The organism is Streptomyces ambofaciens ATCC 23877 (genome assembly GCF_001267885.1).
Taxonomy (GTDB): domain Bacteria; phylum Actinomycetota; class Actinomycetes; order Streptomycetales; family Streptomycetaceae; genus Streptomyces; species Streptomyces ambofaciens.
Window position 1 is genome coordinate 6,070,739 of sequence record NZ_CP012382.1, and the last position, 26,460, is coordinate 6,097,198.

4 protein-coding genes are annotated in these 26,460 nt (G+C 72.2%); all 4 read left to right on the forward strand.

The features are described from left to right. The first annotated feature begins 44 nt into the window (after positions 1-44). The 4 genes from SAM23877_RS26835 to SAM23877_RS26850 all read left to right on the forward strand — a co-directional run bounded on the left by SAM23877_RS26835 (position 45) and on the right by SAM23877_RS26850 (position 26,323). The gene (locus SAM23877_RS26835; protein ID WP_053138552.1) at positions 45-1,793 is read left to right on the forward strand and encodes an acyl-CoA dehydrogenase family protein; all 1,749 of its coding nucleotides are present in this window, start codon (positions 45-47) and stop codon (positions 1,791-1,793) included. Continuing rightward, entirely contained in the window at positions 1,790-3,649 is a 1,860-nt protein-coding gene (locus tag SAM23877_RS26840; protein WP_079030453.1) for an acyl-CoA dehydrogenase family protein, read from the forward strand. Before SAM23877_RS26835 ends, SAM23877_RS26840 begins: the two co-directional genes overlap by 4 nt. 2 nt (positions 3,650-3,651) lie before the next feature. Beyond that, positions 3,652-3,936, forward strand: coding sequence for an acyl carrier protein (locus tag SAM23877_RS26845; protein WP_053138555.1), 285 nt, complete (start codon positions 3,652-3,654; stop codon positions 3,934-3,936). Between the two features lie 100 nt (positions 3,937-4,036). After that, positions 4,037-26,323 (forward strand): non-ribosomal peptide synthase/polyketide synthase, encoded by a 22,287-nt coding sequence (locus SAM23877_RS26850; protein WP_159041998.1) that lies wholly within the window; start codon positions 4,037-4,039, stop codon positions 26,321-26,323. Positions 26,324-26,460 lie beyond the last annotated feature (137 nt).

Below are 26,460 nucleotides of genomic sequence, written 5' to 3' on the forward strand. Positions count from 1 at the left end.
CGGACGGCAGGCGTGAGGAGCGGCAAGAGGAAGGATTCCGCACAGTGCACCGGTCCGCCGTAGCAGCCCTGGACTCCCTGCTGGGGCTCCCGGGCGACGAGCACGAGTCGTTCCACCCCGCGGCGCTGGCCGAACTGGACCGCCGGGAGGCGTTCCCGGCCGCCGCCTGCCGGGTCCTGGACGACTTCGGTCTGAGCGAGCACTACGTGCCGGGCACGGCGGGCGGCCGACTGACCGACTACACCGAGCTGATGCTGCTGCTGCGCACCGTCGCCCGGCACGACCTGACCGTCGCGGTCGGTCACGGCAAGACGTTCCTCGGCGCCGCCTCCGTGTGGGTGGCCGGGGACGACGAACAGGTGCGGCAGCTGGGGCAGTTGGTGTCCTCGGGCGCGATCGCCTCCTGGGGACTCACCGAGCGCCGTCACGGCAGCGACCTGCTCGCGGGACAGGTCGCGGCGACCCGGACCTCGCGAGGCTGGGCCCTGAACGGCGAGAAGTGGCTGATCAACAACGCCACCCGGGGCCGGCTCGTCTGCGTGCTCGCCCGCACGCGGCCGGACGGCGGACCCCGCGGCTTCAGCCTGTTCCTGGTGGACAAGCAGCGTCTCGCGGAGGACGCGTACACCTGCCTGCCCCGCGTGCCCACCCACGGGATCCGCGGCGCCGACATCAGCGGCATCACCTTCCACGACGCCGAGGTCCCGGACGGGGCACTCGTCGGGGAGGTGGGCGGCGGTGTGGAGACCGTGCTCAAGGCGCTCCAGCTCACCCGTACCACCTGCGCCGCCCTGTCCCTCGGAGCGGCCGACACCGCGCTGCGGCTGGTGACCGACTACGCGAGCGGCCGCCGCCTGTACGGCCGTACCCTGAGCGATCTGCCCAGGATCCGGCGCATCGTCGGGGAGATCACCGCCGCCGCACTCCTGGCCGAGGCCACCGGCATCATGGCGAGCCGCAGCATCCACACGCTCACCGGCGAGATGAGCGTGACCTCGGCGATCGCCAAGGCACTCGTCCCCGAACTCGTGCACCACGTCCTGGACCGGGGAGCGGAACTCCTGGGCGTCCGCAGCTTCCTCACCGAGACGTACGCCGACGGGGTCTTCGCCAAACTGGAGCGCGACCACCGGGTCGTGGCCATCTTCGACGGCAACACGGCCGTCAACCGCAACGCCCTGGTCGACCAGTTCCCGCTGCTCGTCGCCGGCTACCGGCGCGGACGCGTCGACGGCGCCGGCGTCGACGCCGCGGCCCGTCCCGGCACCCCGCCCCCGGCGTTCGACCGCCGACGGCTCGCGCTGATCTCCCAGCGCGGGTGCAGCGTGGTACAGAGCCTGCCCGACACCGTCGCGCGCGTCCGCGCCCGGGCCGAGGCCGGCTCCCTCCCCGCGGCCGTGGCCGACCTCGCCGACCGGATCAGGGCCGAGGCCGACGACCTGCACCAGGAGCTCGCCGCCCAACGGCGGACGCCACGGGACGTCCCCCCGTCCGCCTTCGCCCTCGCCGAACGCTACGAGCTGTGCTACGCGGCGGCGGCCTGCATGCTCCTGTGGCTCAACAACCATGAGGCGCTCGCGCACGAGCAGGGTGATGCCGGCCTGCCGCCGGAGCTGTGGCGGGACGGACTGTGGCTCCGGGCCTGCCTGAGCACCGTCCTGACCCGCCTGGGCCACACCCTCGAAGCGGCGGACGCCGAGGCCTACGACCGCCTCGCCGAGCACACGCTCGACACCGCGCCCCCCACCCTCGCCACCGCGTTCGGGCCGGCGGCAGTCAGGAGCCCCGCATGACCAGCCCGGCCACCACGGCCTCCGCCACCACGGCCCCCGGCAGCACGACTTCCGGCACCACGGCCCCCGGCACCACGGCCGGCACCACGACTTCTGCCACCACGCCCCCCGGCACCACGGCCTCCGTCCCCGCCTCCCCGCACCGGGCCGACGTGCTGGAGAAGCACCTCGGCGACCCACGGGACCCCGGGAATCCGCTGGGCTTCCGGCAGATCCTCGCCGCCGACGAACGGGCCGAGATGTTCGCCGCCGGCGAGCTGGCCCTGGACGAGTACGGCCTCAACGCCGAGTTCGTCCCTCCCGAGTACGGCGGGCGCCTGACCCGCCTCGACGACCTCATCGAGATCATGCGGTCCGTCTACCGGCGCGACCCCTGTCTCGGACTGGGCTACGGGGCCAGCTCCTTCATCGCCGCCGTCAACATCTGGACCGCGGGCAGCGAGGAACAGCGCAGGCACGTCGCCGGACTCCTCCTGGACAACCGGAAGGTCTCCGTCGCCTACCACGAACTGGCCCACGGCAACGACATGGCCGGCACCGAGTTCGAGGCCCTGCCCGGACCCGACGGACGTCTCCTCCTGAACGGACGCAAGGAGGTGGTGACCAACCTCCAGCGCTCCGACGCCGTCGTGATGTTCGCGCGCACCGACCGCCGTCCGGGCAGCCGCAGCCACTCCCAGATACTCGTCGACAAGGCCGGCCTCCCCGAGGACCGGATGGCCTACCTGCCCCGGTTCCCGAGCGTCGGCATGCGAGGCGTCCAGCTCGGCGGCATCGAGTTCCACGACTGTCCGCTGCCCGCCGACAGCATCGTCGGACGACCCGGCCAGGGCCTGGAGACGGCCCTGAAGGCCTTCCAGATCACCCGCACCACGCTGGTCGCGATGTTCAACGGCATGCTCGACACCGGACTGCGCACCACCGTGCGCCACCTCAGCGCACGCAGGCTGTACGGACGCCCCGCCATCGACCTGCCCGAGGTGCGCTCCGTACTGGCCGCCACCCACGCCGATCTGCTGCTCTGCGACGCCTTCGCCACCGTCGGCGCGCGCGCCCTGCACCTCGTGCCCGCGGAGACCGGCATCTACGCGCAGGCGGTCAAGTACTTCATCTCCAAGATCCTCATGGACGCCATGCACCGGCTGTCCACCCTGCTCGGCGCGCACTTCTACATCCGCGAGGGCGAGCACGCCATCTTCCAGAAGCTGCTCCGCGACATCCAGCCGGCCGGCTTCGGGCACGCCGCACGGGCCGCCTGCCAGATGTCCCTGCTGCCGCAACTCCCGCTGCTCGCCCGCCGGTCCTGGTCGTCCGGCCAGGCCGCGCCCGAGGAGCTCTTCCGCCTCGACGCCGAGCTGCCGCCCCTCCCGTTCGACCGGCTGGCCGTCACCGCCGGGGGACGCGAACGGCTCTCCTCCTCCCTGGCCGCCGGCCTGGAGGCGGAGCCCGCGCTGCTGCTGGAACACCCGGTGATCCGCCGCGTGGGGCGTCATCTGACCGACGACCTGCGCGACCTCACCGCCGCCTGCGCCCACCTGCCCGCCGCGGAACTGTCCGTGGCGGCCGGCTCGGCGTCGTACGACCTCACCCATCGCTACGTGAACGTGCTGGCCGGCGCAGCCTGCGTCGGACTGTGGCGGGCCAACCAGAACCACCCGGACCCCTTCCTCCGCGACCCCGCCTGGCTCGCCGCGACGCTGGCCAGGATCCCGCTCCGCCCCGGGAACCCACCGGAGCGGCTGCCCCAGAACCTCGAACAGCGGCTGTTCGACGAGCTGATCCACCGCCACGAGGCGAGCACGAGTCTCGGCCTGGTCAGGCGGAGCCTCGCCGACCACAACCCCAAGGAGAACTGAACATGTCCAGCCCCACCGTCGAGAAGACCGACGCCGGCCCCTCCCCCCTCGAACTCACCGCCTGGCTCACCGAGCGGATAGCCACACACCTGGAGATGCCCGCCGAGGACATACGCACCGACGAGCCCCTCGGCGCCTACGGCCTCGACTCCATCTACGCCCTCACGGTCGTCGCGGAGATCGAGGACCACCTGGGCGTGACGCTCGAACCCACGGTCATGTGGGACGAGCCGACCGTCGCCGGACTCGTCGACATCATCCTCGCCGAACTGCCCCTGGCGGCCTGACCGCCGGGCGCCACCCACGGGCACGGGCAGCCCGGGGGCCCCGCTCCGCCGCAGCAGAAGAGCCCGTAAGGAGACCGAAGAGAACGTGGGTAGGTGCGCAGTGTCTGAGCATGGGTCGGTTCACAGGGCTGTTTCGGCCGCACAGACGGGAATCTGGGTGGCACAGCAACTGTCCCCCGACAGCCCGCTGTACAACTGCGCCACCTACTTCGAGATCGCGGGACACGTGGACGCCGGCGTCCTGACCGAGGCGGTCCGCCGCACCGTCGCCGAGACCGAGGCACTGCGCGTGCGCTTCGACGAGGACGGCGACGAACTCCGGCAGACCGTGGAACCGGCCGGCGACGGCATGCCCGTGCACGTCCTGGATCTCACCACGGAGCCCGACCCGGACGCGACCGCCCTCGCCTGGATGAACGCCGACCTGGCGGTCCCGTCCGACCTGCGCACGGGACCGCTGTACAGCCACGCCCTCCTGCGCACCGGTGAGAACCGGTCACTGCTCTACTTCCGCCACCACCACATCGTCCTCGACGGCTACGGGCAGGCCGTCTACTGCCGTCGGCTCGCCCACGTCTACACCGAGCTGGCGGCGGGCCGCGAGCCCGCGCCCACACGGTTCCGTCCCCTGGCCGAACTCGTCGCCCGCGACCAGGACTACCGCACCTCGCCGCAGCACGACGCGGACCGCGGCTACTGGCGGGACGCCCTCGCGGGCGCCCCGGACCCCGCCCCCCTGACCGGCCGGACCGCCGACCCGTCCCCCATCGCCCTGCGGCGCACCGTCCGGCTGCCCGCGGACCACATGGCGCTGCTCGCCGCGGCGGGCCGCTGGTCCTCCGTGCTGCTCGCCGCGGTGGCCGCCTACGCGCACCGCCTCACCGGCGCCGACGACGTGGTCGTCGGCCTGCCCACCACGGGCCGTACCACCGCGGGCGCACTCACCACACCGGCCGCCTTCGCCAACGAGGTGCCGCTGCGCCTCACCCTGAACCCCGGCACCACCCTGACCGACCTCGTGCAGCAGGTCACCGCACGGGTCGGCGGCGCCCTCAAGCACCAGCGCTACCGCAGCGAGGACCTGCACCGCGACCTCGGCCTGTCCGGCAGCAGCGGGGGACTGCACTCGGTCACCGTCAACGCCATGTCCTTCGGCCGGGAGATCCGCTTCGGCGGCCACGACACCGTCATGCACCCGCTGTGGACCGGCCCGGTCAAGGACCTGTCCGTGGTCTCCTTCGGCGACCCGGCGACCTCGGGAAGCGGCGTGCTCCTGGAGTTCGACGCCAACCCCGCCCTGTACACCGAGGCCGAACTGGCCGCCCACCAGGAACGGTTCATCGCGTTCCTCACCGCCCTCGCCGCCGCCCCCGACCGGCCGGTCGGCGACGCCGACCTGCTCGACGAGGCCGCACGGGAACGGATCCTCACCGACTGGAACGACACCGCTCACCCGCTCCCCGGCCGCTCCCTGCCCGAGCAGTTCGAAGCGCGGGCCCAGCAGACGCCCGAGGCCCCGGCCCTCGTCCACGGCTCCACCCGGACGACCTACGGCGAACTGAACTCCCGCGCCAACCAACTGGCACGCGTCCTCCTGCAGCGCGGCATCGGGCCCGAACAGTACGTCGCCGTCGCCCTCCCGCGCTCACCCGAACTGGTCATCGCCCTGCTCGCCGTGCTCAAGACGGGCGCCGCCTACATCCCCGTCGACCTGGAGTACCCGGCCGACCGCATCGCCTACATCCTGGGCGACGCACGCCCCGCCCTCGTGCTCACCACCGGGGACTGCGCCGACCGCATCCCCACCACGGCGAAGGCACCCCTCCTCCTGCTCGACCAGGCCCGCAGCGCCGCCATGCCCACCGCCAACCCGCACCCCCGCGAACGCGTCACCGAGGTCCGCGCCGACCACCCCGCCTACATCATCTACACCTCCGGTTCCACCGGGCGGCCCAAGGGCGTGGTCGTCACCCGGGGCGCACTGGACAACTTCCTCACCGCCATGGCGCACCGCCTCGGCACGACGGACACCGCCCGCTGGCTGGCCGTGACCACGATCGGCTTCGACATCGCGGGACTGGAGCTGTACCTGCCGCTGCTGTCCGGCGCCTCGGTCGTCCTGGCGGACCGCGACGAGGTCCGTGACCCGGACGCGCTGCGCGCCCTGGTCACCCGCGAGCAGGTCACCGTCATGCAGGCCACTCCCAGCCTGTGGCACGCGCTGGCCGCCGACCACGGCGACGTGCTCAGCGACGTACGCGTCCTCGTGGGCGGTGAGGCGCTCCCCACGGCCCTCGCCCACACCCTCACCACCGTCGCCGCCTCCGTCACCAACCTCTACGGACCGACCGAGACCACCGTCTGGTCCACGGCCTGCGACATCACCGCGGACACCCCTGTCTCCATCGGCCGCCCGATTCTCAACACCCGCGTCTACGTCCTGGACCACGCGCTGCGCCCCGTCCCCGCCGGCGTATCCGGCGAGCTGTACATCGCCGGCGCCGGCCTGGCCCGCGGCTACCACGACCGCCCCGCACTGACCGGGGAACGCTTCGTGGCCGACCCCTTCGGCACGCCCGGCACCCGCATGTACCGGACCGGCGACGTGGTCCGCTGGACCCCCGACGGCCGGCTCGAGTACCAGCGACGCGCGGACGACCAGGTCAAACTCCGCGGCTTCCGCATCGAACTCGGCGAGATCGAATCCGTCCTGCTGCGCCACCCGCACGTCGGCCGCGCCGCCGCCGTCGTACGGGAGGACCGCCCGGGCGACCAGCGCCTGGTGGCCTACGTGGTCCCGGACACCGCCGAGGCACCCGACACGGCGATGCTGCGCGCGCACCTCGCCGCCTCGCTGCCCGACTACATGGTCCCCGCCGCCTTCGTCGTCCTGCCGGTACTGCCGCTGACCCCGAACGGAAAGCTGGACCGCAAGGCCCTGCCCGTGCCGGACTACGGCACCGCCGGCACCGAGCGGCGCGCGCCCCGCACACCGCGCGAGACGCGGCTGTGCGGGCTCTTCGCCGACGTCCTCGGCCTGCCCGAGGTCGGCATCGACGACGACTTCTTCGCCTCCGGCGGCGACAGCATCATGGCCACCCGCCTGGTCGGCCGCGCCCGCCGGGCCGGCCTGCGCCTCACCGCACGGGACGTCTTCCGCCACCGGTCCGTCGCGGAACTCGCCCTGCTCCCGGGCCTGGCCGCGGAGAACGGCGCGACGGACGGAGCACCGGCCGACGCCCCGGACGCTGCCCCGTCCGGCGACGCACTCACCCCCGAGGACGTCGTCCAGGCGAAGGCCGCCGTCCCGGGCGCCGTGGACGTGCTGCCGCTCTCGCCGCTCCAGGAAGGCCTTTTCTTCCACAACCAGTTCGACACCGCGGCGCTCGACTACTACAACGCGCAGCTGGTCCTCTCCCTGGACGGCGCCCTCGACGTCCCGGCCCTGCGCAGGGCCGCCGACACGGTTCTCGCACTCCACCCCGGACTGCGCAGCGGCTTCCGGCAGATCGCCGACGGACGAGCCGTCGCCATGGTGTCCGACACCGTCACCACCCCCTGGCACGAGGCCGATCTCACCCACCTCGCCGACGACGAGCGCGCCGAGGCCTGGCGGGAACTCCTGGACCGGGAACGCTGGACCCGTTTCGACCTGTCCGAGCCGCCGCTGATCAGGTTCACCGTGGCCAGGCTCGGAACGGACCAGTGGCGACTCGTGCTGACCAACCATCACATCGTCCTCGACGGCTGGTCCCTGCCCCTCGTCGTCCGCGACCTGCTGACGGCCTACGCCACGACGGCCGACGACGCCCACCCGGCCCCGCTGCGGGCCCGCCCCTACCGGGAGTACCTCGACTGGCTGGCCGCCCGCGACCACGACGCGGCGCTCGACGCCTGGCGCACCGCCCTGGCCGGAGTGAACGAACCGGTGCGCCTGGGAACGGACGGTCCCGGCAGCGGCCCCGCAGCGCAGCAACGCATCCGCTTCGCCCTGCCCGATGACACGGCCCACGCCCTCACCCGGGCGGCCCGTTCCCACGGGGTCACCCCCAACACCCTCGTCCAGACCGCCTGGGCCCTGCTGCTCGGACGCCTCATCGGACGCGACGACGTGGTGTTCGGAGTAACGGTGGCGGGCAGACCGGCCGACCTCGACGGCGCGGACGACATGGTGGGCCTCTTCGTCAACACCCTGCCGCTGCGTGTGACGCTGCGTCCGTCGGAGACCGTCGGCGAACTCCTGCGTCGCCTCCAGGACGAACAGGCCGAACTCGTCGACCACCAGCACATCGGCCTCGCCGAACTGCAGCGGGCCATCGGCCTCGGTGAACTCTTCGACACCCTGACGGTGTTCGAGAACTTCCCCCTCGACCACGAAGCCGTCCGCTCCGGCGCCGCGCGCGCCGGCCTCTCCCTGGGCGACGCCGAGATCCGCGGTGGCACGCACTACGCGCTGAGCCTGGCGACCATCCCCGGCACCACCGGCCAGGGCATGAGCTTCCGGCTCGACTTCCGCCCCGACCTGGTCACCCCCGACCTCGCGGAGCGGGTGTCCGAGCGGTTCGTGCGGGTGCTGGAGACGGTGGTGTCGGCGCCGGGGGCTCGGGTGGGTCGGGTGGGTGTGCTGGCGGTGGATGAGCGGCTGCGGGTGCTGGAGGAGTGGAACGACACTCGTTCGGCGGACGCGGGTGTTGGTGTTGGTGGGGATGTGGTGGGTCGTTTCCGGGCGCAGGTGGCTCGGGTGCCGGAGGCGGCGGCGGTCGTCTTCGGTGGGGTGGCGGTGTCGTATGCGGAGCTGGATGCCCGTAGTGACCGGTTGGCGCGGCTGCTGGTGGAGGCGGGGGTGGGTCCGGAGCGGTATGCGGCGGTGATGCTGCCGCGTACGGCGGATCTGGTGACGGTGCTGTTGGCGGTGCTGAAGACGGGCGGTGCGTATCTGCCGCTGGACGCCGACTTCCCCGCGGAGCGGCTCGCGTTCATGCGGGAGGAGACCGGGCCGGTCCTGGTCATCGACGAGGAGTGGCTGGAGGGGGCGTGGGAGCGTGAGCCGGCCGCGGGTGGTGTGCTGCCTGCTTCGGTTGATCCTGCACTGGCCGCGTACGTGCTGTACACGTCCGGTTCGACGGGCCGCCCCAAGGGTGTGGTCGTCTCCCGGGGTGCCCTGGCCAACCTGCTCACCGATATGCGTGAGCGGATTCCGCTGGCGGACGGGGACCGGCTGCTGGCGGTGACGACGGTCGGCTTCGACATCGCGGGGCTGGAGCTGTTCGCGCCGCTGACGGCGGGTGCGGCCGTGGTCGTGGCTCCTTCGGGTGTCGTGCACGAGCCCGAGCAGCTGCGCGCGCTGCTCACGGGTGAGCGGGTCACCGTCATGCAGGCCACGCCGAGCCTGTGGCGTTCGGTGGCCGACGACGCGGGTGCGGCTGCCGCGCTCGCCGGTGTGCGGGTCCTGGCGGGTGGTGAAGCGCTGCCTGCCGACCTCGCCGGCCGGCTCACTGAGGCGGCTGCTCAGGTCACCAACGTGTACGGGCCCACCGAGACGACGATCTGGTCCACCGCGACCACCCTCACCGCGGGTGAGCCGGTGACCATCGGGCAGCCGTTGGCCAACACCCGGGTCTACGTCCTGGACGCTCATCTCCAGCCCGTTCCGGTGGGGGTGCCGGGTGAGCTGTACATCGCCGGCGAAGGCGTGGCCCGTGGCTACCAGCTGCGCCCGGCTCTGACCGCGGAGCGTTTCGTCGCCGACCCGTACGGGCCGGCCGGCACCCGCATGTACCGCACCGGAGACGTGGTCCGCTGGACCCCCGACGGCCACCTCACCTACCTCCGGCGCGCGGATGACCAGGTCAAGGTCCGCGGTCACCGCATCGAACTCGGTGAGATCGAAGCACTGCTCGGATCGCATCCGGCGGTCGCTCGTGCGGCGGTCATCGTCCGTGAGGAGCGGCTCATCGCCTACACCACGGGTGAGGCGGTCACCCCGCAGGACCTGCGTACCCACCTCGCCCAGTCCCTGCCCGCGTACATGGTGCCGTCGGCGTTCGTCGTGCTGGAGGTGCTGCCGTTGACGGCGAACGGGAAGCTGGACCGCAAGGCTCTGCCCACGCCGCAGTGGGACGGTGTGGAGTCGTCGGGGCGCGGGCCGCGCAACGACCGGGAGGAGATTCTCTGTCATCTCTTCGCGGACGTTCTGGGCCTGGAGCGGGTCGGTATCGACGACAGTTTCTTCGACCTGGGCGGCCATTCCCTGCTCGCCACCCGTCTCGTCGCCCGCATCCGCACCACCCTCGGCGCCGAGCTCTCCGTCCGCGCCCTCTTCGACACGCCGTCCGTCGCGGGCCTCGCTCACGCCCTGACCGGTGCAGGCCACGCAAGGGCAGCGGTGACGGCTCAGCCGCGTCCGGAGCGCGTTCCGCTGTCGCCGGCCCAGCAGGGGCAGTGGTTCCTGCACAAGCTCGAAGGCCCCAACGCCACCTACAACATTCCCATCGCGCTGCGCCTGACCGGCACCCTCGACCAGGACGCCCTGCGCGCTGCCCTCACCGACGTCACCGCACGCCACGAGAGCCTGCGCACGATCATCGTCGACGACAGTGCCACGGGTGCGTATCAGGAGATCCGTCCGGCCGATCGGGCCACTCCGGTGTTCGAGGTACGGGGGGTCAGCGAGGACCAGCTTGCCGGCGCGTTGGCCGACGCGGCCCGCCACGCCTTCGACCTGACCCGTGAGCTGCCGCTGCGGACCACCCTCTTCCGTCTCGACGAGTCCGAGCACGTCCTGCTGCTCCTCGTGCACCACATCGCCGCCGACGAGGGATCGTTCGCCCCCCTGGCCCGGGACCTGACCACCGCCTACACCGCCCGCACCACCGGTCAGGCACCCGCCTGGGCACCCCTGCCGGTCCAGTACGCCGACCACACCCTGTGGCAGCGCGACGTCCTGGGCACCGAGGACGACCCCGAATCCGTCCTGAGCAAGCAACTCGCCTACTGGACGCAGACCCTGGCCGGCCTGTCGGCTGAACTCGACCTGCCCACCGACCGGCCCCGGCCCGCCACCCCGTCCCACCAGGGCGGCACCGTCACCTTCACCATCCCCACCGACCTGCGCGAGCGCATCGAGACCCTGGCCCGCCAGGAACAGGCCAGCACCTTCATGGTCCTCCAGGCAGCACTGGCCGTGCTCCTGTCCCGGCTGGGTGCGGGCACCGACATCCCGATCGGCTCACCCATCGCCGGGCGCACCGACGACGCGGTCGAGGACCTGGTCGGCTTCTTCGTCAACACCCTCGTCCTGCGTACCGACCTGACCGGCAATCCCACCTTCACGGAGTTGCTGGCCCGGGTCCGGGAGACCGACCTCGCCGCCTACGCCCACCAGGACATCCCCTTCGAACGCCTCGTTCATCACCTCAACCCCGAACGCTCCGCCAGCCGGCACCCCCTCTTCCAGACGGTCCTGAACTGGAGTGACGAAGCCGAGCGACGGGCTCTTCTCGAGACCACCGAGATGCCTGGTCTCAGCCTCGCGCATGAGCGTGCTGTCTCGGGAGCGGCGAAGTTCGACCTTGTCTTCCAGGTCTCCGGCCTCAGCGGCGGTGAGGTGGAGTACAGCGTCGATCTCTTCGACCGTGCGTCGGTGGAGTTGCTGGCGGAGCGGTTCGTGCGGGTGTTGGGGGCTGTGGTGGGTGAGCCTTCGGTGCCGGTGGGGCGGGTGGAGGTGTTGCTGCCGGGGGAGCGGGCGGAGTTGCTGGCTCCTGCTTCGGCTGCTTCGGTCGTCCCGTTGGATGCGGGTGTGACGTTGGTGTCGTGGTTTGCGCGGCAGGTGGTGTTGTCGCCGGAGGCGGTGGCGGTCTCGTGTGACGGTGTGGCGTTGTCGTATGGGGAGTTGGACGGTCGGGCGAATCGGCTGGCGCGGTTGCTGGTGGAGCGGGGTGCGGGGGCCGAGCGGCTGGTCGCGGTGGCGTTGGAGCGGTCGGTCGATCTGGTGGTGGCGTTGCTGGCGGTGGTGAAGGCGGGGGCCGGGTATGTGCCGGTGGATCCGTCGTATCCCGCCGAGCGGATCGCTTACGTCCTCAAGGATGCGGCTCCGGCTCTGCTGGTGACGACACGCCAGGCCCTGCCCGAGCAGGTCGGCGACCTGGACACGGTGGTGCTGGACGACCCGGGCACGGTCGCTGATCTGGCGGCCCGGTCGGCCGGTGCGGTGCCGGGTGTGGTGGTGCGGGCGGAGCATCCGGCGTATGTGATCTATACGTCGGGTTCGACGGGCCGGCCCAAGGGTGTGGTGGTCTCGCACGGGCAGGTGGTGCGGCTGTTCACCCGGACCCGGGACTGGTTCGGGTTCGGGGCCGATGATGTGTGGACGCTCTTCCATTCCTACGCGTTCGACTTCTCGGTGTGGGAGCTGTGGGGGCCGCTGCTGCACGGTGGTCGCCTGGTGGTGGTGCCGTTCACGGTCTCCCGCAGTCCCGCCGACTTCCTGGCGCTGCTGGCCGCGGAGAGAGTGACGGTCCTGAACCAGACGCCGTCGGCGTTCTACCAGCTGATGCAGGCCGACCAGGAGAACCCGGCCCTGGGTGAGGGTCTGGCACTGCGGTATGTGGTCTTCGGCGGTGAGGCCCTGGACCTGGGCCGCCTGACCGGCTGGTACACGCGTCATCCGGAGTCGGGGGGCGGGCCGCGGCTGGTGAACATGTACGGCATCACCGAGACCACCGTCCACGTCACCCACCGGGCCCTGGACGCCGCGACCGTGGCCGGACAGGGTGCGTCCCTGATCGGTGAGCCCATCCCGGACCTGCGCCTGTACGTCCTGGACAGTGCCCTGCACCCGGTGCCCGCAGGCGTGACGGGGGAGATGTACGTGGCGGGCCCGGGACTGGCCCGCGGTTACCTGAACCGTCCCGGACTGACCGCGGAACGTTTCGTCGCCGACCCCTACGGGCCGGCCGGTACGCGCATGTACCGCAGTGGTGACCTGGCCCGCCGGCACACCGACGGCGAACTGGAATACCTGGGGCGGGCCGACGATCAGGTCAAGGTGCGTGGTTTCCGCATCGAGCTCGGTGAGATCCAGACCGCCCTGGTCCAGCACCCCGGCGTCACGCAGGCGGCGGTCATCGTGCGCGAGGACCGCCTCATCGCCTACACCACCGGTGATGCGGTATCTGCGGACGAGCTGCGCACCCACCTCGCCCAGTCCCTGCCCGCCTACATGGTGCCCGCAGCCTTCGTCACCCTCGACACCATCCCGCTGACCGCCAACGGGAAACTGGACCGCAAGGCCCTGCCCGACCCCGACCGGGACAGCGCGAACGCATCGTCCCGCGCCCCCCGCACCCCCCACGAGGAAGTCCTCTGCCACCTCTTCGCCGACATCCTCGGCCTGGAACGCGTCGGCATCGACGACAGCTTCTTCGACCTCGGTGGCGACAGCATCATGTCGATCCAGCTGATCAGCCGGGTCCGTCGAGCCGGTCTGAGTCTTTCGGCTCGGGACGTCTTCGAGCACAAGACGGTCGAGGCGCTCGCGGCGCTCATCGCCGGGGACGACCCGCAGAGCGGTGCCGCAGCCGAGGAGGACGGCGCCGGCATCGGTGCCGTACCGCTCACGCCCGTCATGCACTGGCTCGCCGAACGAGGCGGGCCCGTCGACCAGTTCCACCAGGCCGTCGTGGTGCGCGTACCGGCTCGGGCCGATCGCGAACGACTGGTCATCGCCGTACAGAAGCTGCTCGACCACCATGACGCGCTGCGTCTTCGGCTGCGTACGGACGACGCGTGGACGCTCAAGGCACTGGACGTCGCTCACGTCCCCTCCGCGGATGCGGTCCTGAGCCGGGTGGACGCGTCCGAGCTGGACGGACGGGCGCTGGAAGACCTGATGCGGGCGGAGGGGGAACGGGCGCGGCGAGCGCTCGACCCGGCGTCCGGGGCGCTGGTCCGGGCGGTCTGGTTCGACCGTGGCCGCGACCTCCAGGGACGACTCCTGATGATCGTGCACCACATCGCGGTGGACGGCGTGTCCTGGCGCATCCTCGTGCAGGACCTGGAAGAGGCGTGGCAGGCGCTTTCGGAGGGACGCGAGCCCGCACTGGGGCAGGTGGGCACGTCGTTCCGTAGCTGGGCCCGAGGGCTGGCCGAGGCCGCACCGGGGCGGGAGGCGGAGCGGTCCCTCTGGGAGCGGACCCTGGCCGGACCCGACCCGCTGCTCGGTGATCGTGCCCTGGACCCGGCGCGCGACACCTTCGCCACCGCGCGCACCCTCGAACTGCGGCTGCCCTCCGAGGTCACTCGCACCCTGCTCGGTGTGACGCCCGCACTGTTCCGGGCCGGCGCCGACGAGGTGCTGCTCGCGGCCTTCGCGACCGCCGTGACCAGGTGGCGGATGGAACACGGCGCTCCCGAGGCGGATGACGTGCTGCTGGACCTGGAAGGGCACGGCCGGGTGGAGGAAGTCGTACCCGGTGCCGAACTGTCCCGCACGGTCGGCTGGTTCACCAGCATCCACCCCGTGAGGCTGGCGCCCGGGGGTGGGCGGAACGGCGTCTCCGACCCGGGTACGGTGCTGAAGCGCGTCAAGGAACAGCTGCGTGCCGTACCCGACAAGGGCCTCGGCTTCGGCCTTCTGCGTCACCTCGCCCCGGGAGCGGGAGCGGGAGCGGGAGCGGGAACGGCATCCGGCACCGAGCTCGACCGGGCCCGACCGCAGATCGGGTTCAACTACCTCGGACGGATCGCCGGCGCTGCCCCGGAGGGCGGTGCCGTGGCCGCGGACTGGACGGCCGTTCCGCTGGCCGGTGCGAGCGAGGACCCCCGACTCGCCCTGGCGCACACGGTCGAGGTCAACGCCGCCACGCACGACGGCGAGCACGGCCCCGAGCTGGTCGCCTCCTGGACCTGGGCCGGTGAGCTGCTGGACGAAGCGAGCGTGCGGGAACTGGCCGAGGGCTGGTTCCGGGCACTGGGGGCGATGGCCGAGCACAGCCGGACCCCCGGCGCGGGCGGTCTGAGCCCGTCCGACGTGCTCCTGTCCGGCGTCACCCAGACCGAGATCGAAACGCTGGAGGCACAGGCACAGGCACAGGCACAGGCACAGGCACAGGCACAGGCACAGGCGCAGGCGCAGGCGCAGGCCTCCACGACCGCCCCCGTCCCGGTGCACACGGCCCCGGAGCGGGCGGGGCGCGTGCTGGAGGACGTACTGCCGCTGTCCCCCTTGCAGGAGGGCCTGTTCTTCCACAGCGCCTACGACGACTCGGCCCCGGACATCTACACGGCCCAGCTGGCCGTCGACATCGAAGGCGCCCTCGACACCGACGCCCTGCGCGAGGCCGCGCGGGAGGTGCTGGGGCGGCACAGCGCCCTGCGCTCGGCGTTCCGCAGGACGGCCGCCGGACACGCCGTGCAGATCGTGGTGACCGACCCTCCGCTGCCGTGGCGTGAGGTCGACCTGACCCGGTGGGACGAGCCGGACCGGGAAGCCGCGGCGACGCGCGTCCTCGAGGAGGAGTACGGCACCCGCTTCGACCTGGACCGTCCTCCGCTGCTGCGCTACGTGCTGCTGCGACTGGGCGCGGAGCGGTGGCGGCTCGTCCTGACGAACCATCACATCATCCTCGACGGCTGGTCGTCGCCCGTGCTCGTACGGGAGCTGCTCGCCCTGTACGCGCGCCGGACCGGCCGGGTCGCCGACGCCGCCCCGCTACCACGGGTCCGGCCGTACCGGGACTACCTGGGACACCTGGCCGGCCGGGACCGGGACGCCGCCCGGACCGCCTGGCAGGAGGCGCTGGCCGGGCTCGACGAACCGAGCCGAGTGGCTCCGGTGCCCGCGGGGCGGGCGCCGCTCGCCCCCGCACGAGTGGAGTTCACCCTCGCCGAGAAGGACACGGCGGCCCTCGCCGCACAGGCCCGGTCGTCCGGCGTCACCCTCAACACGCTGGTCGAGGCGGCCTGGGCCGTCGTCGTCGGCCGGCTCACCGGACGGGACGACGTCGTCTTCGGCGTCACCGTCTCCGGCCGCCCGGCCGACCTGGACGGCGCCGAGGACATGGCCGGTCTGTTCATCAACACCATCCCGCTGCGCACACGGATCGACCCGTGGGAGACGGCGGCCGCGTTCGCCGGCCGGCTGCAGCGGGAGCAGACGGCCCTGCTCGACCACCAGTACCTGGGACTCACCGAGATCCAGCAGCTCACCGGCCTGGGGGAGCTCTTCGACACCTCCATGGTCTTCGAGAGCTACCCGTTGGACGCCGACGCCCTGGGCGAACTGGCGGGACGCTCGGGCCTGACCCTGACCGGGGCCACGAACCGGGACGCCACGCACTACGCCCTCGCGCTCGTCGCCGTACCCGGGGCGCGGCTGGCGTTCCGGCTCGACCACCGGCCCGACCTGTTCGACGAGCGCGGTGCGCGGTCGGTCACCGACCGGTTCCTGGACGTGCTGCGCGACCTCGCCCACCGCCCCGACCGCCCGGTCGGACGCGTCGACCTGCCCGCACCCGCACTGCGCGACCGCTTCCTCGCACGGGCGAGCGGGCCGGCCCGCGCCCTGGCCGACGCCACGTTGCCGGAACTCTTCCGCACCCGCGTCCGCGACACCCCGGACGCACCCGCCGTCGCCCACGAGGGCTCCGTGCTGACGTACGCGCAGCTCGACGAGGCCTCCGACCGGCTGGCCGGCCGGCTCGGCGCGGCGGGGCTCGGCCCCGAGCGGATCGCCGCCGTCTCCCTGCCCCGGGGCGCCGAACTCGTCGTCGCGATCCTGGCCGTCATGAAGACCGGGGCGGCCTACCTGCCGGTCGACCCCGACTATCCCGCGGACCGCATCGCCTACATCCTGCGCGACGCGGCACCCGGAGTGCTGGTCACCACCCGTGCGCTGGGCGAGCGCCTGGGGAAGACCGACGGGACCGTCACCGACGGCGTGGGCGGAGCGGCCGGCACCTCCGGCGCGGCCGTGTCCGGACTGCCCCGCATCCTGGTGGACGACCTCGGACAGGCACCGGCCGCGCACGGTCACCCGACCCCGCCGCACCGTGCGGCCCGGCCGGACAACCCGGCCTACCTCATCTACACCTCCGGCTCGACCGGCCGTCCCAAGGGCGTGGTCGTCACCCACGGCGGTCTTCCCAGCCTCGCCGCCGCGCAGATCGAGGCGTTCGGCGTCGAAGCGGACAGCAGGGTCCTGCAGTTCGCCTCGCCGAGCTTCGACGCGTCCGTCTCCGAGATCTGCATGGCACTCCTGGCGGGTGCCTGCCTCGTCCTGGCCCCGCAGGAACGACTGATGCCGGGAGCGCCGCTGGCCACCCTCCTCGACGAACAGCGCATCACCCATGTGACCCTGCCGCCGTCCGCCCTGCCGTCGCTGCCCGAGGGCTCGATGAGCACGGTCACGACCCTGGTCGTCGCGGGCGAGAGCTGCCCTCCCGACCTCGTCGAGCAGTGGTCGCGCGGCCGGCGCATGCTCAACGCGTACGGACCGACCGAGGCGACGGTCTGCGCGACGATCAGCAGCCCGCTCACCGGGCGGGTCACGCCCGCGATCGGCGGACCGATCGCCAACACCCGTACGTACGTGCTCGACTCCGCGCTGCGGCCGGTTCCCGACGGTGTCACGGGTGAGCTCTACCTCGCAGGCGCCGGCCTCGCCCGCGGCTACCTCGGCCGCCCCGGCCCGACCGCGGAACGCTTCGTCGCCGATCCTCACGGACCGGCCGGTGCGCGCATGTACCGCACGGGAGACCTCGCGCGGCGGACCGCGCAGGGAGAACTGGAGTACCAGGGCCGCGTCGACGACCAGGTCAAGGTCCGCGGCTTCCGCATCGAACTCGGCGAGGTGCGCGCCACGCTGACCACCTCGCCGCAGATCGTCGACGCCTTCGTCATGGTCCGTGAGGACCGGCCCGGAGACCGCCGACTGGTCGCCTACGTGGTCCCGGGCGCCGACGCGGTCGTCGACACCGCCGCACTGCGCGCCCATGTGTCCACGGCCCTGCCCGCCCACATGGTCCCGTCGGCGTTCGTGGAGCTCGACGCACTCCCGCTCACCGCGAACGGCAAGGTCGACCGCAAGGGCCTGCCCGCCCCCGAACTGGGCGGTGCCGCCACGGGCCGCAGGCCGCGCTCCCCGCAGGAGGAGATCCTGTGCGGGCTGTTCTCCGAAGTCCTCGGCGTCGCCGTGCCCGGCATCGACGACAGCTTCTTCGACCTGGGCGGCCACTCCCTGCTCGCCACCCGCCTCGTGAACCGGGTGCGGACCACCTTCGGAGCCGAGATCCCGGTCCGCCGTCTCTTCGAGCACCCGACGGTCGCGGGTCTCGCCGCGGTACTCACCTCCGCGGAACGCGCCGGTGTACCGCTGACCGCCGGACCGCGCCCCGAGCACGTCCCCCTGTCCTTCGCGCAGCAACGCCTCTGGTTCCTCGACCGCTTCGAGGGGCCGAGCCCCACCTACAACCTGCCGACCGCCCTCCGCCTCACCGGCACCCTGGACCGGGAGGCCCTGGAGTCGGCGCTCGCGGACGTGGTGGAGCGTCACGAGACCCTCCGCACCGTCTTCAAGGGGGACGCCAACGACGTCCACCAGACTGTGCTCCCCCCGGCACAGGCACGCCCCCGCATTCCGGTCGAGCGGATCGAGCCGGATGATCTGCGGGACCGCCTCACCGGCATGGCCAGGCAGGGCTTCCACCTCGCGGAGGAGATCCCCCTCAAGGCGTGGTTGTTCGAGTTGTCGCCCGAGGAGCACGTCCTGCTCGTGCTGCTCCATCACATCGCCGGCGACGGCTGGTCCATGGGCCCGCTGGCCCGGGACCTGACCACGGCGTACGCGGCCCGGGTCGCCGGCCGTGAACCGTCCTGGACACCCTTGCCGGTGCAGTACGCCGACTACACGCTGTGGCAGCGCGAGGTGCTGGGCGCCGAGGACGACCCCGAGTCGACCGTCTCCCGCCAACTCGCGCACTGGAAGCGTGAACTGGCCGGACTCCCCGCCGAACTGGAACTGCCCGTCGACCGCCCCCGCCCCTCCGCCCCCTCGCACCGGGGCGACTCGGTGCCGTTGAGCGTTCCGGCCGAACTGCACCAGCGTCTCGAGGAACTGGCGCGGGCCCACGACTGCAGCGGTTTCATGGTCGTGCAGGCGGCGCTGGCCGTGCTTCTGTCCCGGCTGGGTGCGGGTACGGACATCCCGATCGGCTCACCGATCGCGGGGCGGACGGACGACGCGGTCGAGGATCTGGTCGGCTTCTTCGTCAACACCCTCGTCCTGCGCACCGACCTGACCGGCGACCCCACCTTCACGGAGCTCCTGGCCCGCGTCCGGGAAACCGACCTGACCGCCTACGCGCACCAGGACATCCCGTTCGAGCGCCTCGTCGAGGCCGTCAACCCCGAGCGCTCCCCCTCCCGTCACCCGCTCTTCCAGACGGTCCTGGAGTGGAACAACGACGAGGAGAGCGCGGCACTCGACACGGTGGCCCAGCTCCCGAACCTGACGGTGACGACCGAGCGCGCCTCCACCGGAGCGGCCAAGTTCGACCTCGTCTTCCACATCTCCGCGGCCCGCGACGCCGACGGCAACGCCGGAGGACTGTCGGGAGAGGTCGAGTTCAGCGTCGATCTGTTCGATCGTGCGTCGGTGGAGTTGTTGGCGGAGCGGTTCGTGCGGGTGTTGGGGGCTGTGGTGGGTGAGCCTTCGGTGCCGGTGGGGCGGGTGGGGGTGTTGTTGCCGGGGGAGCGGGCGGAGTTGCTTCCCGCGCCTGCCACCGGTGCTTCGGCTGCTTCGGTCGTCCCGTTGGATGTGGGTGTGACGTTGGTGTCGTGGTTTGCGCGGCAGGTGGTGTTGTCGCCGGAGGCGGTGGCGGTCTCGTGTGACGGTGTGGCGTTGTCGTATGGGGAGTTGGACGGTCGGGCGAATCGGCTGGCGCGGTTGCTGGTGGAGCGGGGTGCGGGGGCCGAGCGGCTGGTCGCGGTGGCGTTGGAGCGGTCGGTCGATCTGGTGGTGGCGTTGCTGGCGGTGGTGAAGGCGGGGGCCGGGTATGTGCCGGTGGATCCGTCGTATCCCGCCGAGCGGATCGCCTACGTCCTCAAGGATGCGGCTCCGGCTCTGCTGGTGACGACACGCCAGGCCCTGCCCGAGCAGGTCGGCGACCTGGACACCGTGGTGCTGGACGACCCCGACACGATGACCGACCTGGCGGCCCGGTCTGCTGGCGTTCTCGCGGACGTGGTGGTGCGGGCGGAGCATCCGGCGTATGTGATCTATACGTCGGGTTCGACGGGCCGGCCCAAGGGTGTGGTGGTCTCGCACGGGCAGGTGGTGCGGCTGTTCACCCGGACCCGGGACTGGTTCGGGTTCGGGGCCGATGATGTGTGGACGCTCTTCCATTCCTACGCGTTCGACTTCTCGGTGTGGGAGCTGTGGGGGCCGCTGCTGCACGGTGGTCGCCTGGTGGTGGTGCCGTTCACGGTCTCCCGCAGTCCCGCCGACTTCCTGGCGCTGCTTGCCGCGGACAGAGTGACGGTCCTCAACCAGACGCCGTCGGCGTTCTACCAGCTGATGCAGGCCGACCAGGAGAACCCGGCCCTGGGTGAGGGTCTGGCGCTGCGGTATGTGGTCTTCGGCGGTGAAGCCCTGGACCTGGGCCGCCTGAGTACCTGGTATGCGCGTCATCCGGAGGCGGGGGGCGGGCCGCGGCTGGTGAACATGTACGGCATCACCGAGACCACCGTCCACGTCACCCACCGGGCCCTGGACGCCGCGACCGTGGCCGGACAGGGTGCGTCTCTGATCGGTGAGCCCATCCCGGACCTGCGCCTGTACGTCCTGGACAGTGCCCTGCACCCGGTGCCCGCAGGCGTGACGGGGGAGATGTATGTGGCGGGCCCGGGACTGGCCCGCGGTTACCTGAACCGGCCGGGTCTGACCGCGGAACGCTTCGTCGCCGACCCCTACGGACCGGCCGGTACGCGTATGTACCGCAGTGGTGACCTGGCCCGTCGGCACACCGACGGCGAACTGGAATACCTCGGCCGGGCCGACGATCAGGTCAAGGTCCGTGGTTTCCGCATCGAGCTCGGCGAGATCCAGACCGCCCTGGTCCAGCATCCTGCCGTCACGCAGGCGGCGGTCATCGTGCGCGAGGACCGCCTCATCGCCTACACCACCGGTGATGCGGTATCTGCGGACGAGCTGCGCACCCACCTCGCCCAGTCCCTGCCCGCCTACATGGTGCCCGCAGCCTTCGTCACCCTCGACACCATCCCGCTGACCGCCAACGGGAAACTGGACCGCAAGGCCCTGCCCGACCCCGACCGGGACGGCGCGAACACATCGGCCCGCGCACCCCGCACCCCCCACGAGGAAGTCCTCGCCCACCTCTTCGCCGACATCCTCGGCCTGGAACGCGTCGGCATCGACGACAGCTTCTTCGACCTCGGCGGACATTCGCTGCTGGCGACGCGGCTGGTCTCGCGTATCCGTACGGCTCTGGGGGTGGAGCTTTCGGTACGGGCCCTGTTCGAGACGCCGTCGGTGGCGGGGCTGGCGGGGTTGCTGGGGCAGGCGGTGTCCGCTCGTACGCCGGTGGTGGCGCGGGCGGTGCGTCCGGAGCGGCTGCCGTTGTCGTACGCGCAGCAGCGGCTGTGGTTCCTGCACCAGTACGAGCCCGGCAGCGCCCTGTACAACATCCCCGTCGCCCTGCGCCTGACCGGCGCCCTCGACCACGACGCCCTGCGCGCCGCCCTCACCGACGTCACCGCACGCCACGAAGCCCTGCGCACCGTCTACGCCCAGGACGACCAGGGCGCCCACCAGATCATCCTCACCCCGGACCGGGCCACACCCGCCTTCGAGGTACGGGAAGTCACCGAGGAGCAGCTCGACGCCGCCGTGGCCACCACGGCCGCCCAGGGCTTCGACCTCACCCGCGACCTCCCGCTGCGCACCACCCTCTTCCACCTCGGCGAGACCGAGCACGTCCTGCTGCTCGTCGTGCACCACATAGCCGCGGACGGCTGGTCCCTCACCCCCCTCGCCCGGGACCTGACCACCGCCTACGGGGCCCGTGTCACCGGTCAGGCACCCACCTGGGCCCCGCTGCCGGTGCAGTACGCCGACCACACCCTGTGGCAGCGCGACGTCCTGGGCACCGAGGACGACCCCGACTCCGTTCTCAGCAAGCAACTCGCCTACTGGACGCAGACCCTGGCCGGCCTGCCGGCCGAACTCGACCTGCCCACCGACCGGCCCCGGCCCGCCACCCCGTCCCATCAGGGCGGCACCGTCACCTTCACCATTCCCACCGACCTGCGCGAGCGCATCGAGGCCCTGGCCCGGCAGGAACAGGCCAGCACCTTCATGGTCCTCCAGGCAGCCCTCGCCGTGCTCCTGTCCCGCCTCGGCGCCGGCACGGACATCCCCATCGGCTCACCCATCGCCGGGCGCACCGACGACGCCGTCGAGGACCTGGTCGGCTTCTTCGTCAACACCCTCGTCCTGCGCACCGACCTCACCGGCAACCCCACCTTCACGGAGCTGCTGGCCCGGATCCGGGAGACCGACCTCGCCGCCTACGCCCACCAGGACATCCCCTTCGAACGCCTCGTCGAGGCCGTCAACCCCGAACGCTCCACCAGCCGCCACCCCCTCTTCCAGACGGCGCTCAGCTGGAACGAGGACGAGGAGCAGCGCGCGCTCTCCGCGGTCGGAGGGCTGCCGGGGCTGGAGGTCTCGGCAGCGGGTGCTTCGTTGGGCGCGGCCAAGTTCGATCTGCTCTTCTCCTTCGGAGACGCGGTCGACGGGTACGCCGGACGCATCGACTACAGCACCGATCTGTTCGAGGAGGACACCGTCCGTGTCCTGGCCGAACGGACGGTCCGGGTGCTCGACGCCCTGGTGTCGGACGTCGGCCGGCCGGTGGGCGAGACGGTCGTGCAGGACGAGGAGGAACTGCGCAGGACGCTCGTCGAGTGGAACGCGACCGAGGTCCCGAGCCGGGAGCGGACCCGTGCCGCGCTGCCGGACCGCTTCGAGGCACAGGTCGCCCGTACACCGGACGCCGTGGCCGTCGTCTGTGAGGGCGCCGAGGTCACGTACGCGGAGCTGAACGGACGCGCCAATCTCCTCGCCCACCGTCTCGTCGGGCTCGGGCTGGGGCCGGAGTCCCGGGCGGGCGTCCTCATGGAACGCTCCGTGGACCTGGTCGTGGCGCTGCTGGCGGTGGCCAAGGCGGGCGGTGTGTACGTGCCGCTGAGCGAGGCCTACCCGGACGACCGGATGCGCTGGATCCTGGACAGCACCGGGGCGGAGATCCTTCTCACCGACCGCGTGCTGCGTTCACGGGCGGAGTCGGTGCGCCGGGAGATACCCCTCCTGATCACCGAGACCACCGCAATCACCGAGACCACCGCGACCGCCGAGACCACCGCAATCACCGAGACCACCGCGACCGCCGAGACCACCGCGACCACCGCAACCGCCGAGACCCCCCAGCCGACCGAGACCCCCGGAACCACGGACGGGGAGCGCCTCGGCCTCGGTCTCGGCCTGGACATCCAGCCCGACCGTCTCGCGTACGTGATGTTCACCTCGGGCTCCACGGGTGAGCCCAAGGGCGTGGCGGCCACCCATGCCGATGTGACCGCCCTGGCCGAGGACTCGCGCTGGCTGGACGGTGTGGTGGATCGGGTGCCGCTGCACTCGCCGCACGCCTGGGACGGTTCGACGTTCGAACTGTGGGCGCCTCTGCTCAGTGGCGGGCGGGTCGTGGTCGCACCACCGGGCGACCTGGACATCGAGACGCTCGGCCGCATCATCGTGGAGCAGCGGATCACCGCCCTGTTCCTGACGACGGGCCTGTTCCGGGTGCTCGCCCAGGAGCACCCCGAGTGCCTGGCGAACGTCCGGCAGGTGTGGACGGGCGGCGACCTGGCCTCGGCGAGTGCGATGCGCAGGGTGATGGAACACTGCCCCGGCGTCCGGGTCGTCCACGTGTACGGTCCGACCGAGGCGACGACCTTCTCGACCTGCCACGTGGTCGCTCCCGCCGATGTCGATGAGGCGTCCGCCGGTGTCCCGATCGGCGGGCCCATGGACAACACGCGGCACTACGTCCTGGACGAGCGCCTGCGTCCCGTACCGGTGGGCGTGCGGGGCGAGTTGTACATCGCGGGCGCCGGGCTGGCCCGCGGCTACTGGGGGCGGCCCGGTCAGACGGGTGAGCGGTTCGTCGCCGACCCCTTCGGCGCTCCGGGCGCGCGCATGTACCGCACCGGCGACGTCGTCCGATGGAACAGCGCGGGGCGGGTGGAGTTCCTCGGCCGGGCGGACAGCCAGGTCAAGGTCCGCGGCTTCCGCATCGAACTGGCCGAGATCGAGGCGGCGTTCGCCGCGCACCGGTCCGTCGCCGAGGCCGCCGTCGTCGTGCGCGAGGACCGCCCCGGGGACAAGCGGCTCGTGGCGTACGTCGTGCCGTCCGCGGACGGCGGCGCGGACGCGCTGCGTGACCACCTGGCCGGGGCGCTGCCCGACTACATGGTCCCGCGGGCCGTCGTCGAGCTGGACGCCCTGCCGCTGACCTCCGTCGGAAAGCTCGACCGCGCGGCGCTGCCGGTGCCCGAGCTCACGACGGAGGCCGGACGCGCACCGCGCACCGCGCGGGAGGAGACGCTGTCCCGGCTGTTCGCCGAGGTGCTCGGCGTGGCGGAGGTCGGGATCGACGACGGGTTCTTCGATCTGGGTGGCGACAGCATCATGTCGATCCAGCTCGTCAGCCGCGCCCGGAAGGCGGGACTGGTGCTGTCGCCCAAGGACGTCTTCGAGCGCCGCACCGTGGCCGCCCTCGCCGCGGCCATGGAGGACGGCGCCGAGGCGGTGGCGGCCGAGGAGCCGGGCGCCGGCGTGGGACCGCTGCCGATGACGCCGATCATGCACTGGCTGCGCGAACGCGGGGGCGCCATCGACCGCTTCAACCAGTCGACCGTGCTGCGGGTACCGGCGGGACTGAGGCAGGAACCGCTGCTCACGGCGGTGCAGACGCTGCTCGACCACCACGACGCGCTCCGCATGCGGGTGATCGAGGCCACCGAGTCCGGGGCGCTGACCTGCGAGATCGCCGAGCCCGGCGTGATCCGCGCCGAGTTGGTGACCCACCGGGTGGAGGCGGCCGGGCGGGACGCGGACGGGTTCGAGCGGATCTACACGGCCGAGGCCCGGGCCGCTGTGGAGCGACTGGACCCGGAACGCGGGACCATGCTCCAAGCGGTGTGGTTCGACCGGGGGCCGGCCGAGCACGGGAGGCTGCTGCTGGTGGTCAACCACCTGGTGGTCGACGGAGTCTCGTGGCGCATCCTGCTGCCCGACCTCATGGAGGCGTACGAGGCCGCCGCGCGGGGCGAGAAACCCCGGCCCGAACCCGTCGGGACCTCGCTGCGCCGCTGGGCCCTGCGGTTGCGGGAAGCGGCCCGGACACCGGACCGCGTCGCGGAGGCCGACTTCTGGGCCCGGGCGCTGAACACTCCGGAGCCGTTCATCGGTTCGGGGCCGCTGGACCCCAAGCAGGACACGCACCGTACCGCCGGCCGGGTCGAGATGGTGCTGCCCGAGGACGTGACCGTGCCGCTGCTGACCAGGGTGCCCGCGGTCTTCAACGTCGGCGTGAACGACGTGCTGCTCGCGGCGTTCGCCTGGGCCCTCGACGAGTGGCGCGGCCGGGGAGGGCAGACGTCGTTCCTGGTCGACCTGGAGGGCCACGGACGGGTCGAGGAAACCGTCGAGGGCGCCGACCTGTCGCGCACCGTCGGCTGGTTCACCAGCATGTACCCCGTACGTCTCGCCCCCGGTGCCTACGACCGGGCCGACGCCTGGGCGGGCGGGCCGGCCGCGGGCGCGGTGCTCAAGCGGATCAAGGAGCAGTTGCGTGCCGTGCCCGGCTCGGGCATGGGGTACGGCCTGCTGCGCTACCTCAACCCGGTCACCGGGCAGCGGCTCGCCGCGGGCCAACGGCCCCAGCTCGGCTTCAACTACCTGGGGCGGTTCGCGACCGACGGCGCCGAGGACGCCGTCTGGGCACCCGAACCCGGGGTGGCGGGCCCGGCCGGTGAGGCGGACACCGCTCCGCTGTCCCACGTGGTCGAGCTGAACGCCCACACCGCCGACGGCCCCGGGGGCGGCCGGCTGGTGGCCGGCTGGACCTGGGCCCAGCGCCTGGTGGCGGACGACTCCGTCATGGAGCTCGGCCGTCTGTGGTTCGAGGCGCTGCGGGCCCTGGCCCGACACGCCGAGAGCCCGGAGGCGGGCGGGCTCACTCCGTCGGACGTGGCCCTGGAAGCGATCACCCAGGAGGAGATCGACGAGTTCGAAGACCTGCTGTAGCCGGGCCACACGACACGGCACGCAGGACACGCAGAACGCGCAGGACACGCTCACGCGGTACGGCACACGCCGCCCCCGTGGACGTGGCAGGCGCGGCGGGGCCCGTGCGGGACACACATCCGCACGGGCCCCGCCGC